This is a genomic window from Leuconostoc fallax KCTC 3537 (assembly GCF_000165675.1).
Lineage (GTDB): Bacteria > Bacillota > Bacilli > Lactobacillales > Lactobacillaceae > Leuconostoc_B > Leuconostoc_B fallax.
Genome location: NZ_AEIZ01000026.1, coordinates 212486 through 224390, shown reverse-complemented (window position 1 = coordinate 224390; position 11905 = coordinate 212486). Strand labels below are relative to the sequence as shown.

14 protein-coding genes are annotated in these 11905 nt (G+C 38.4%); 13 read left to right on the top strand and 1 reads right to left on the bottom strand.

Annotated features, from left to right (window positions below; genetic code table 11):
- The first annotated feature begins 89 nt into the window (after window positions 1-89).
- The 13 genes from LEUFL_RS0108455 to yajC all read left to right on the top strand — a co-directional run bounded on the left by LEUFL_RS0108455 (window position 90) and on the right by yajC (window position 10469).
- Window positions 90-1184 carry a VanZ family protein gene (locus LEUFL_RS0108455; RefSeq protein WP_010008796.1) on the top strand — a complete coding sequence of 365 codons (1095 nt, stop codon included), beginning with the start codon at window positions 90-92 and terminating at the stop codon, window positions 1182-1184.
- Window positions 1185-1223: 39 nt separating this feature from the next.
- A complete protein-coding gene (locus LEUFL_RS0108450) occupies window positions 1224-1829 on the top strand; it encodes a thymidine kinase (protein WP_010008795.1) in 606 nt (201 codons plus the stop codon).
- Between the two features lie 2 nt (window positions 1830-1831).
- A complete protein-coding gene (gene prfA, locus LEUFL_RS0108445) occupies window positions 1832-2911 on the top strand; it encodes a peptide chain release factor 1 (protein WP_010008794.1) in 1080 nt (359 codons plus the stop codon).
- 34 nt (window positions 2912-2945) lie between these two features.
- Window positions 2946-3824 (top strand): peptide chain release factor N(5)-glutamine methyltransferase, encoded by an 879-nt coding sequence (prmC, locus tag LEUFL_RS0108440; RefSeq protein WP_010008793.1) that lies wholly within the window; start codon window positions 2946-2948, stop codon window positions 3822-3824.
- On the top strand, window positions 3821-4834 hold the full coding sequence (locus LEUFL_RS0108435; RefSeq protein WP_010008792.1) for an L-threonylcarbamoyladenylate synthase: 1014 nt from the start codon (window positions 3821-3823) through the stop codon (window positions 4832-4834). Before prmC ends, LEUFL_RS0108435 begins: the two co-directional genes overlap by 4 nt.
- Before the next feature lie 82 nt (window positions 4835-4916).
- Window positions 4917-5546, top strand: coding sequence for a uracil phosphoribosyltransferase (upp, locus tag LEUFL_RS0108430; RefSeq protein WP_010008789.1), 630 nt, complete (start codon window positions 4917-4919; stop codon window positions 5544-5546).
- A gap of 90 nt (window positions 5547-5636) precedes the next feature.
- Entirely contained in the window at window positions 5637-6788 is a 1152-nt protein-coding gene (locus tag LEUFL_RS0108425) for an ATP-binding protein (RefSeq protein WP_010008787.1), read from the top strand.
- Window positions 6785-7072, top strand: a complete 288-nt coding sequence (locus LEUFL_RS13280; RefSeq protein WP_237697935.1) for a hypothetical protein — start codon at window positions 6785-6787, stop codon at window positions 7070-7072. The genes LEUFL_RS0108425 and LEUFL_RS13280 overlap by 4 nt, the downstream gene beginning before the upstream one ends.
- A 17-nt stretch (window positions 7073-7089) precedes the next feature.
- On the top strand, window positions 7090-7959 hold the full coding sequence (locus LEUFL_RS12255) for a vWA domain-containing protein (protein ID WP_237697934.1): 870 nt from the start codon (window positions 7090-7092) through the stop codon (window positions 7957-7959).
- A 5-nt stretch (window positions 7960-7964) separates the two neighbouring features.
- Window positions 7965-8264: a hypothetical protein gene (locus LEUFL_RS0108415; protein WP_010008786.1), complete on the top strand. Its 300-nt coding sequence runs from the start codon at window positions 7965-7967 to the stop codon at window positions 8262-8264.
- Window positions 8261-8776 (top strand): hypothetical protein, encoded by a 516-nt coding sequence (locus tag LEUFL_RS0108410; RefSeq protein WP_010008785.1) that lies wholly within the window; start codon window positions 8261-8263, stop codon window positions 8774-8776. Before LEUFL_RS0108415 ends, LEUFL_RS0108410 begins: the two co-directional genes overlap by 4 nt.
- Window positions 8777-8844: 68 nt before the next feature.
- On the top strand, window positions 8845-10062 hold the full coding sequence (gene tgt, locus LEUFL_RS0108405; protein WP_010008783.1) for a tRNA guanosine(34) transglycosylase Tgt: 1218 nt from the start codon (window positions 8845-8847) through the stop codon (window positions 10060-10062).
- Between the two features lie 47 nt (window positions 10063-10109).
- Window positions 10110-10469, top strand: a complete 360-nt coding sequence (gene yajC / locus LEUFL_RS0108400; RefSeq protein ID WP_010008781.1) for a preprotein translocase subunit YajC — start codon at window positions 10110-10112, stop codon at window positions 10467-10469.
- A gap of 53 nt (window positions 10470-10522) precedes the next feature.
- Here the strand turns inward: yajC and LEUFL_RS0108395 are convergent, their stop codons facing one another.
- Entirely contained in the window at window positions 10523-11884 is a 1362-nt protein-coding gene (locus LEUFL_RS0108395; RefSeq protein ID WP_010008779.1) for an HD domain-containing protein, read from the bottom strand.
- Window positions 11885-11905 lie beyond the last annotated feature (21 nt).

The window sequence follows — 11905 nt, the reverse complement described above, 5'->3', positions numbered from 1 at the left end:
TACCATAAAATGAGGTATTTCGCATTATTTGCTATACTATAGATTGTGTAACTTAATACAGTTAATTTAAAGGATAGATATCAGCACTCATGCTAGAAAAACTCATATTCCCAACGCAGAGCATATGGCAAATTTTACCTATTAGTTTAATATTATTATTTATACCTGTTTTAGTTATCCAATACCGACGCTATGGTGCGGTGTCGTTCGTCAGATTGGTAATGGTCAGTAGTTTTGTTTTTTATCTTATCGTGGCGTTCTTGATTACTATTTTGCCGTTGCCATCCTTGAGCGAGGTATTGGCACTGAAAACGCAAAAAGTTAATATGGTGAATTTAATTCCTTTTAATTTTTTGAGTGAAAATATTATTGCACCTGGCCGATTCTCAAGCGGTTTTACCAGCACGGTATTTGTGGATATCTTAGCTAATATTTTAGTTTTTATTCCGCTTGGCTTTTATATTCGTTATTACTTTCAAAAAAGCTTTAGAGCAACTATTTATGCCGCATTAGTGCTATCGTTATTTTTTGAAATCACGCAATTTACTGGTATCTATGGTGTTTACCCATATCCTTACCGTGTGTGTGATGTTGATGATGTTATGCTTAATGTTTTAGGCGCAATGATTGGCGATCAAATGGTGCCATATTCTCGTCGGCTGTTACCAAATTTGGAAGTTGAATTATTGCAAGGGGATGTGAATACGGACTCTGTTGGTCTATTTAGACGACTACTTGCTTTATTGATCGACTGGAGTTTGGTTATTATTGGTCTTTTGATATTTGTTGATGTATTGCGTATACCGTTATGGATAACGGGGATTGCTAGTATTCTCATTGTCTTTGTTTTCGTTCCCGAGATTAGCCAATATAAACAAACTATTGGTATGCGTGTTCTTAAGATTTGTTATGATAGTTTAGACGGTTCAAGTATAACGTTATGGGAGATACTCGTACGTAACTTAAGCAGTATTGGCGCCTTTATTCTGATCCCAATTGTTCTGAATTGGTTGACTTTGCTTTTAGATTTACAAGCATCAGATAAGGGTTTGCATTTTATCACCGGCTTTATTATATTAGTGCCAGTTATTTTCTTTGGCAGTGATTGGCTATTAACGATTACAAAAACGCATCGTACTTGGTATGAAAGATTGAGTGGTGTGATATTAAGTGTAAAGCACTAATGCTTCATTAATATAAGGTTGAAATATTTGGGAGGTAGCATGGCACAATTATTTTTTGAGTATGGTGCAATGAATTCGGGGAAATCCATTGAAATTTTAAAAGTAGCGCATAATTATGAATCACAAGGTAAGAATATTTTATTAATGACACCAGCGGCTGATACAAGATCAGGGACAGGAATAGTATCTAGCCGAATAGGGTTAGAACGTCCAGCAGTAGCGATACAAAAAGCTGATAATTTATTTGATATTGTGAAGCATCATCAGACTAACTTGGCAGCTGTTTTAATTGATGAGGCGCAATTTTTGTTTCCAGAGCAGGTCGATCAATTGGCACAAGTTGTTGATGAATTACATATACCAGCCATGGCATTTGGCTTGAAACAAGATGCTTTTAATCAGTTGTTTCCTGGCTCAAAGCGTCTTATTGAAATGGCTGATAAATTAGAAGAAATGAAAACCATTTGTGCATTTTGTGGGAAAAAGGCGATTACGCAGTTACGTATTGTGGATGGAGAACCGCAAAGAGAAGGGCAACAAGTTTTTATTGGTGGTGACGAAGCTTATATACCAACTTGTCGGCACCATTGGTATCATCCAGATATGGCTAAAATATCAGATTTATTCCCAAAAGAAGGAAAATAATTATGGACAAAATTTTTGAGCAATTACAGACAGTTGTTGATCGGCATGATGAATTGAATGAACTATTAGCTGATCCGGAAGTAATGTCTGATTCCAAAAGATATATGGCATTGTCTAAAGAAGAAGGTAGTATTCGAGAAACGGTCACCGTTTTTAAACAATACCAAAGTGTTTTGCAGGATATACAAGATGCTGAAGATCTATTAGATGACACAGATATGGCTGAATTAGCACGAGACGATCTCAAGACACTTAAGCCACAAAAGGCTAGTCTTGAAGAGCAACTCAAGGTTCTCATGTTACCTCAAGATCCTAATGATGATAAGAATATTATTATGGAAATTCGTGGTGCTGCCGGTGGTGATGAATCTTCTTTATTTGCTGCTGACTTATTAGACATGTATCGTAAATACGCTGAAAAGCAAAACTGGCATATTAACTTAATTGATGAGTCTGCTACCGAAGTTGGTGGCTACAAAGAAGTTGTGGTAATGATTACTGGTAACAATGTATACTCTAAATTGAAATTTGAGAGTGGTGCGCATCGTGTGCAACGCGTACCAGTAACGGAAACACAGGGACGCGTTCATACAAGTACGGCAACTGTTGGGGTAATGCCTGAATTTGAGGACGTTGATGCCACTGATTTAATTGATCCAAAAGACGTCCGTGAAGATGTCTACCGTTCAAGCGGTGCGGGTGGTCAGCACGTTAACAAAACAAGCTCAGCCATTCGTTTGACACATGAACCAACAGGGATTACTGTTGCCATGCAGGATGAACGATCACAGCAGCAGAACCGTGCGAAAGCATGGAAAATTTTAAACGCGCGTGTGTATGATTATTTTGCGCAACAAAATGAGGCAGAATATGCACAAAAGCGTAAAACAGCCGTTGGTACTGGTGATCGATCGGAACGTATTCGTACCTATAATTTCCCACAAAATCGTGTTACTGATCATCGGATTGGCTTAACACTGAATAAGTTGGATCGCGTGATGAATGGTGAATTAGAAGATATTATCGATGCCCTAATTATTGCTGATCAAACCGCTAAGTTGGCTGATTTGAACCAACACTAATCGTATATTAGCGGATAATAACGATGAGGGTATAATGGAAAAACCAATTAAAATTTCGATTTTAGAAGCACGTAAATGGGCGATACAAGAATTAGTGAATCAAAATACCATGTCTACTGAAATTGCCCAAGAAAATGTTGATTTCTTATTAACTGGTGCTTTAGATATGAATTATGGGACTTTGCATGCTAATATGACACGTCAGATGCCTGAATTTTTGGTTGAATCTTGGGCAAGATGGATTAGTGAATTAATAACAGGTCGACCCGTTCAATATGTTTTAGGCACTGCGCCATTTTATGGCCGTGAATTTTTAGTAGATGAGCGGGTGCTCATTCCCAGACCGGAAACCGAATTATTGGTTGATTGGGTACTACAGGATTTAAAAGCTAATTCTCAAAAAGAAATCAAAATTTTGGACATTGGGACAGGTAGTGGTGCCATTGTTGAAACGATTTTGTTGGAAGATCAACGTGTTCAGGGGATGGCGGCCGATATTTCAACAGATGCGTTAACCGTTGCGCAGCATAATGCTAAAAAATTTAAGATACGTGATCGTATATCTTTTACTGAGAGTGATGTTTTTGCGCAAATACCAGCTATGAAATTTGATGTGATATTAAGTAATCCGCCTTATATAGATCCACAAGATCAAAACGAAATGGATCAGAGTGTTATTGATTTTGAACCAGATATTGCTTTGTATGCAGCACATCAAGGTTTGGCAATATACGAAAATATTGCACAACAGCTGAATAACTATCTAAAAGATGACGGTATAGCTTATTTTGAAATTGGTTATAAACAAGGTCAAGCCGTGAAAGACCTTTTGAGAGCTTATATACCACAGGCACAGATAGATTTAAAACAAGATTTATCAAAATTAGATCGGATGATTCGAGTAAAAAAATGAACACACAGCGTTTAGGAACAAGTGAACAAGATATTTTATTTGCAGGAAAATTGTTGTCGCAAGGAGAAGTTGTCGCGTTTCCAACAGAGACGGTTTACGGTTTAGGAGCTGTTGCGACAGATGAAGTAGCGGTTAGAAAAGTTTTTACTGCTAAGGGACGGCCTTCGGACAACCCATTAATTGTTACCGTAGCAGACAAAGCGATGGTTCAGCAATTTGCTGTAGAGAATGATATGTCTCAAAAATTAATGGCAGCTTTTTGGCCAGGATCATTGACGATTATTTTACCAATGCGTGCGCAAGCTTTTAGTATGACAGTCACGGGAGGGTTGAATACTGTTGCCTTTAGATTACCAGATAATGAAGTTGCACGGGCAGTGATTCGGGCAGCCAAAGCACCAATAGTAGGGCCTAGTGCAAATACATCTGGAAAGCCTTCACCCACCACAGCACAGCATGTTTGGCACGATATGGCAGGTAAAATTGCAGCTATTGTTGATGATGGGCCTACGACAGTTGGCGTTGAATCAACAGTTATTGATGTCTCAGGAAACGTACCAACTATTTTGCGACCTGGTGCAATTACACAAGAACAATTAGTGGCTGTGTTAGCACAACCAGTTCATGATGCGACCACAACAGAATCAGTTGCAAGTGATGTTACACCCAAAGCGCCGGGTATGAAATATCGACACTATGCACCAGATAAACATGTTGTGATGTTTGATGAGCTGGATGCTGTTGATTTGGCACAAAAATTACAAGATAATGATGTGGTTATGGCGCAGGATCGTATTTTGCAAGCAATGGCTATAAAATCACAACAGGCATGGTCATTGGGTGATTCCTTAGAGAGTGCTACAGAACAGTTATTCTCTGGTTTACGTTTTTATGATGATCAACCAAAGGTTGGCACAATATACGTCCAAAAGATGATACCAGTAGGATTAGGAAAAGCTTATAATAACCGTCTAGCTAAAGCAGCGGGTAATCAAGAGTTTAGTATTTAATATTGCTTATTGTGTATGAATTGAGTGTTCGTCTATTTTTTTGATACAATAGATAAAGATAAAGAAGACAGAGGAACATGTAATGGGTAAATTTGTTGAAATGGATCATCCATTAATCCAACATAAATTAACGATGATTCGCAATAAGAATGTTGGCACTAAGGATTTTCGAGCTTTAGTTGATGAAATTGCAATGTTAATGACTTACGAAGCAAGTCGTGATTTGCAACTAGAAGATGTTGAAGTGGAAACACCAGTTTCAAAAACGATGAAAAAGCAACTAGCGGGTAAAAAATTGGCAGTTGTACCAATTTTACGCGCAGGGTTGGGTATGGTTGATGGCATTGTACAATTAATACCTGCTGCTAAGATTGGTCATATTGGCATGTATCGCGATGAGGATACACTTGAACCCGTTGAATATTTTATTAAATTACCTGAAGATATTGGGCAACGTGATGTTTTGCTAGTTGATCCAATGTTGGCAACAGGTGGTTCTGCTAAAGATGCAATTAGCGCGTTGAAGAAACGTGGTGCAAAGCACATTAAGTTGATTACATTAGTTTCGGCACCAGAAGGTGTACATGCGGTGCAAGATGCACATCCTGATGTTGATATTTATACAGGTTCTTTGGATGAAGGCCTCAACGAACATGGCTATATTGTTCCAGGATTAGGCGATGCCGGTGACCGTTTGTTTGGTACGATGTGATTTATTATAGAATGGTATGAGTGTTACGTTTAAAACGTGGCACTTTTTTTGTTAAAGAGTAAAATAGAAATTAGTTAGAGAGGTAACAAAGTGGCTTTATCATTTCAACAATTATTAGTTGCCGTTCCCCTTGTTTTGAAGGGTGGAAATGTGCCCAGCATCGTTGGAGAAGCGGGTATTGGGAAGAGTGCTTTAGTCACCGCTGTTGCTGAAAAAATGAAAGCGAAGTTGATGACGACAGTAGTATCGCTGTCTGAAAAGGGTGATCTTGCAATTCCTGTTCCACCATTAACAGAAACTTCCTTTTTAGACACCAAAAATTATGGTCGATTAGCAGATGTTCAATTTGGCTACACGCATACATTAATTCAAATTATTCAAGCAGCAGAACAACAACCTGATCAACCAATTATATGGTTTTTGGATGAATTCAATCGTGGTTCACAAGCTGTGCAAAGTGAACTGATGAATTTAGTTTTACAACGCCGAATTCACGATATTGTACTACCACGACAAGTGCATATTGTACTAGCAGAAAATCCTGATGACGATATGGCTGGTTTTGAAACAACGGATTATGCTGTTGAGCGTGGTGATGCAGCAATTAAAGATCGTACGACGCGCTTAGTAATGGCGGTATCTGTGAGTGACTGGTTGTCTTGGGCGAGTAGCGGAGCGCCTCGAGCAAATATTCATCCCCTTGTTCAAAAGTTTATTACGCAGTATGCGGAATTATTATATCCGACAACGCGACATGAGGATCTAAATCCAACGCCGCGTGCTTGGCACCGCGTGTCAGATAATTTATATGAACTTGTACAGCTACCAAAAGAACAAGCTGATGTATTGATGTTTGATATTTTTTCAGGAGACTTAGGTGCTAATGTTGCGCGCCAGTTTGTGCAATTTATCGTACAGCAACTACCAACATTGACAGCACAAGATATTTTTGAATCTAAGCCCTATGGACCTAAAGTACCGCATGTGATTGATGAGAAATTTAAGAATATGGATGAGTTACAGAAATTAACAGTAATGAAATCCGTTTTATTGACGGGGCAACTGACTATTGAAAATAATGCGGCGCGATTAAGTCGACTGCTACAACTTATGTCACCAGATAGTCAATATGCATTAGTTAAGCAACTGACTGATTCACCCGTATTGGATCAACTTTTTGCTAGTGATGGTCATTATGCCAACGTATTGTATCAACAAATTATGGACGTCGCGACAAGATGAAAACAGATAACCAAAGGCTCGTTAATGGCGTTAAAATTCTACTAGATACTGCACCACTTTACGGTAACATTGTAATGAACTTGAATCGGCGTGCTGATTCAACCTTAAAGCAGCCAGTTGGTCTATTATGGCAAAAACACCAATGGTATTTGACGTTTAATGCACAATTATTAGAGGAACGCTTACCAAAAGATGATGAAATAGCCTTACTTTTAGCACATGTAGCGTTGCACGTTATCTGGCAACATCCAATACGCTATCAGCAACGTACAGCAAAAAACTAGTCAAATTAGGCACAGATTTGGCTGTTAATCAGTATTTGCCAAAGGATATGGGCATACTGCCAGGTGCGGTGACGTTACAAACTATTTTTAATTTAACGGGTAAGCTATTAGCAGCGCACCAAGATTCGGCGCAATATATTGAGTGGCTAGCGGCTTTAACGAATCAAGATGCCTTGCCTGATGGTGATCAAAATGATAATCATGATAGTTGGCAGAGCGCGACTGGTCATATTGCCGAAGCAACGACTGCTTTGAATGAAGTAGTACGCCAAGCTGTTGAGGATACACCACAGAGCGGTCGAGGCAATATTGATAGTGAAATTGTGAGACAAATTGAAAAGGTACAAACACGCAAGCGTCATTGGCAGGCTATTTTGAAAGCTAAGCTGTCACAAATACCACATCGCAAACGGGAATCATGGACACGGTTTAATCGGCGACAACCTTATCGTATGGATTTACCAGGACAGGTGAGTGCTCAATCAGCTAAAATAGTGGTGTTTATTGATAATTCAGCTTCGATATCCGATCAGTTAGCGGGTGTCTTTTTATCACAAATACAACAGATTGCCCAACAATTTGATACTAATATTGATTATTTTATGTTTGATACCCAAGTGCATCCTATTCATCATATTCACGATTGGCAGCGTCATGCTGGTGGCGGTACAACTTTTCAGAGTATCTTTAACTTATTGTCCGAACGCAGATATAAACCGTCTCAGACATTAGTGGTCATTTTGACGGACGGTGAAGGGGAGAAAGCGACAGTGAACACAAAGTTTAAACAGGTTTACTGGATTATGCCAACTGGTGCTCATCTGAGTTTAGTAGATCCTGTCGGACATATCATAACCTTGACGATGGACGAATATAATGGAGCATAGTGTGGATGGTAGACAATTTAAACCCAGAAGATTTACGAAGTATGATTCGACGTGATCGACGTTACCAACGTGCAGAATCTTTGTTAAAAGGAACATGGGCATCGTTAGATTTTCAAGAACCGTTTGAATCAAGTCGCATTCAAATGATGGATATTAACTTTGCTAAACGATTAGTCCATGCCGATGCTGTGCGTCAAGTCATCTATCGATTCGATACTTTTTCGGATACCCAGGCCTTTATTCAAAAGTTTGGAAGTCATTTATCTCATGATGTGATAAAACAATTAAAGGAGCCTTTCTTATGAAAATCAACTTAGTATTAGCGCCAGAACAAGATGTTGCAACATTATTAAAATATAAAAAACAAGCACCAAATCAATTATTGTTATTAGGTAAGCTATCACAATTAGCTGGATTAAATGTATTGATTTTTGATCAACCCGAATTAGTTGAACGTTTTAACCGACCCTTGACGTTTAATAGTTTGTTTGTAATGGGAGAACCTAAAGGGAAATTAGTTCATCAAGTGTCATTTAAGTCGATTGGTAATGATGATGAGCATATCAATAACTTACTTGAAAAAATGGCATTAAATGGTGTACTAGCTCAACAAAATGATGGTAAGAGCGAGTACATGTTATGGACATTTTGGGACGATGCTGATGATTTGGCCTTATTTATTGATAGTCAAAATTACCAACAATTACATGATTGGATGCGACAACCATTTTCAACCACTTATCATAATGTTGAAAATATTGATCAAATCAGTCTGACGCATAAAATGAGAGATACTGACAAAGAGTGGTGGGGATAATTTCCCGCTTTTTTTGTGGTCAAAAAACTGATAAACTAGTATTTGACGCAAAAGCGGAGGAATTTAGCATGACAAATCAAAAAAGTGCTGTATGGTATGAACATTTACATACAGAGAAACATACTGGTGCACGTCGCGGACGTATTCATACACCGCATGGTACCTTTGAAACACCTATGTTTATGCCTGTTGGTACACAAGGCGCTGTTAAGGGTGTTAGTGCACGAGAACTCAAAGAAATCGGTGCACAGTTTATATTAAGTAATACGTATCATCTGTGGGTTCGCCCAGGAGACGAGTTAATTGCGCAGGCAGGTGGATTACACAAATATATGGGATGGGATCAAGCCATTTTAACTGATTCCGGTGGCTTTCAAGTCTTCTCGCTTTCGGATGCACGTAAGCTAAAAGAAGAAGGGGTTACATTCCAAAACCACGTGAACGGGGATAAAATGTTCTTGTCTCCTGAAGTTGCCATGCGTATTCAAAATAACCTTGGTTCCGATATTATGATGCAATTGGATGAAGCAATTCCATATTTTGAAACCTATGATTATATTAAAGAGTCAATGCAACGTTCAGTAAGATGGGCAGAACGTGCCCAAAAAGCACACAAGAATCCTGACAGTCAAGCGTTATTCGGTATTGTTCAAGGTGCTGGCTTTAAAGCGTTACGTACTGAATCAGCTAATGATTTGGTTAGCATGGATTTACCAGGTTATGCGGTCGGTGGCTTATCTGTTGGTGAGTCCAAAAAAGAAATGAATCGTGTATTGGACTTTACAATGCCACTTTTGCCTGAGGAAAAACCACGTTATTTAATGGGCGTAGCAGCACCTGATTCACTGATTGATAGTGTTATGCGTGGTGTGGATATGTTTGACTGTGTGCTACCTACGAGAATTGCACGTAAAGGAACTTTGATGACACGTTTTGGACGTGTTGTCATTAAAAATGCCAAATATAAGAATGATTTCACACCGTTAGATCCAGATTTGAGTTATTATTCACCTAATCCGATTCGTCAAGAGCAGTTTGGTAATATGGCACAGTTTGACGTACCAGGGTATAATCCATTCAAAACATTGACACGCTCTTATTTACATCATTTATTCAATGCGAATGAAATGTTGGGGGCGCAGTTGGCTTCTCAGCATAATTTACGTTTCTTACTGCAATTTATGGAAGATATGCGAACAGCAATTGAAAGAGACGAATTATTAGAATTTAGAGAGACTGTTATGGAAGAGTATGGGTATAATAAACCAAACGCTAGATTATTCTAATGAAAATTTGATATAATATTTTGGAGTACAGAAAGTAGGAATTTCAGATGAATTATAATTTAATATTGCCTCTAATTATTGTGGTGGCGATGCTTTGGTTTATGTCACGTCAACAAAAGAAGATGAAGAATCAACAGCAAACAATGCAAAATTCTTTAGCCAAGGGTGCTGAAGTTGTCACAATTGGTGGCTTGCATGCAGTTGTTGATAATGTAAATAGAGAAGCAAAAACTGTTGATTTAGATGCTGAAGGTGTCATTTTAACATTTGAGTTATCAGCTATTCGTACTATTAAGCCGGCTGCAGCAACAACAACAGACAATCAAGAAACTAAAACGTCAGTTGAAGATTTAAAGCCAACAGATACTAAAATTACATCTGATGATCAAAAAGATCAAGATAAGTAATGAACAAAAAAGATAGCAAGCGACCCCATCGGTTACTTACTATCTTTTTCTTTTTATACACTAGTATTTGGATCTTTTAGGGCATTGTTATGAATAAAGCTACGAAAATGCTCGGCCGTTTCTGAAAATAAATCATTGCCATTTTCTTTTAACATATCTTTTGGAAAAAAGAAACGTTGATCAATAGAAGCCTTACCTTTGATTGCTGCAACTAAAGTTGATAGTTGAGACAGCTCCTGATGGGAACCGTCAGCTAACAGAAAGTCAATCTGTGTTCTTGGTTTAGCTGAGGTCGGATTATAGTCATCGTAAGGTAGATCATAGGCGTCGTTTTGCGCTGTGTAATAAATTGGATTATAACCAGCTTTCTCGACTAATTTTGTTAACTTTTCACGCACGGGGATGGTTTCATTATCCATAATGACCGATTTTAAGGGCTTCCGATCAAGAAATCGGCAACATAAATCTGACAAAATGGGATCAGGATGGTGTCGCCAAATCAGAATATAAGTCATAAAGACATTATCGTCTAAATTAAGGTAATCAGATAATGTTAGTTTTTCATCAAACAGTGGCTTTAAAAGTGGACCAATGAACTGTTGATCTTCAATATCATTTTTTTGCGCTTGTTTGTATAATTCTCGTGCGCGATGAAGTAAATGTTCAAGCAATACTTCCATACCACGAGAAACAGGGTGGAAGTAAACTTGCAAATACATTTGATAACGACTAACAACATAATCTTCAACTGCGTGCATACCACCGATATCAAAGGCGATACCGTTTTTTACTGGGCGCATCGTACGCAATATACGATCAATGTCGAATTCGCCATACTTTGTACCCGTGAAATAAGCATCGCGCAAGAGATAATCCATACGATCGACGTCTAATTGACTAGAAATGAGTTGTATCACTTGTGGATTAGTATAAGTTTTGGCAATGACACTGGCGACTTTGTTAGGAAAATCAGGAGAGACTTGCGCTAAAATTGTATGAATTTCAGTATCACCGGTAATTATTTCTTGTGTATACCATTCGTGATTTGTTTGAAAAAGATGTTCAAATGTATGTGAAAAAGCACCGTGACCAACATCATGTAGTAAAGCTGCAACCAATGTGACTAAGCGTTGGCTGGTATCCCAAAGACCATCATTTGCTGTCTTTGATGGGTAATATTTTTCAAAATAGTCAGTGATTCTGCGTGCCAGTTCATAAGCACCAACCGAGTGTTCGAATCGTGAATGTTCAGCACCATGAAATACGGCACTGGTGATACCCAATTGTTTGATACGACGTAATCGCTGAAATTCAGTCGTATTGATCAAATCAAGGATGACCTGGTCTTGAACGTGAATAAAATTATGGATTGGATCACGTAAAACCTTTTCGCGTGCCAATTTTTCTTGAGGCATAATGGCTCCTTTTGTCATGAT

Bases quoted from the DNA above. Each gene is read 5' to 3' on its own strand.
- LEUFL_RS13280 (WP_237697935.1), top strand. From the start codon at position 6,785: ATGAAAACAGATAACCAAAGGCTCGTTAATGGCGTTAAAATTCTACTA.
- prfA (WP_010008794.1), top strand. From the start codon at position 1,832: ATGGACAAAATTTTTGAGCAATTACAGACAGTTGTTGATCGGCATGAT.
- LEUFL_RS0108435 (WP_010008792.1), top strand. From the start codon at position 3,821: ATGAACACACAGCGTTTAGGAACAAGTGAACAAGATATTTTATTTGCA.
- LEUFL_RS0108410 (WP_010008785.1), top strand. From the start codon at position 8,261: ATGAAAATCAACTTAGTATTAGCGCCAGAACAAGATGTTGCAACATTA.
- tgt (WP_010008783.1), top strand. From the start codon at position 8,845: ATGACAAATCAAAAAAGTGCTGTATGGTATGAACATTTACATACAGAG.
- prmC (WP_010008793.1), top strand. From the start codon at position 2,946: ATGGAAAAACCAATTAAAATTTCGATTTTAGAAGCACGTAAATGGGCG.
- upp (WP_010008789.1), top strand. From the start codon at position 4,917: ATGGGTAAATTTGTTGAAATGGATCATCCATTAATCCAACATAAATTA.
- yajC (WP_010008781.1), top strand. From the start codon at position 10,110: ATGAATTATAATTTAATATTGCCTCTAATTATTGTGGTGGCGATGCTT.
- LEUFL_RS0108395 (WP_010008779.1), bottom strand. From the start codon at position 11,884: ATGCCTCAAGAAAAATTGGCACGCGAAAAGGTTTTACGTGATCCAATC.
- LEUFL_RS0108455 (WP_010008796.1), top strand. From the start codon at position 90: ATGCTAGAAAAACTCATATTCCCAACGCAGAGCATATGGCAAATTTTA.
- LEUFL_RS0108415 (WP_010008786.1), top strand. From the start codon at position 7,965: ATGGTAGACAATTTAAACCCAGAAGATTTACGAAGTATGATTCGACGT.
- LEUFL_RS0108450 (WP_010008795.1), top strand. From the start codon at position 1,224: ATGGCACAATTATTTTTTGAGTATGGTGCAATGAATTCGGGGAAATCC.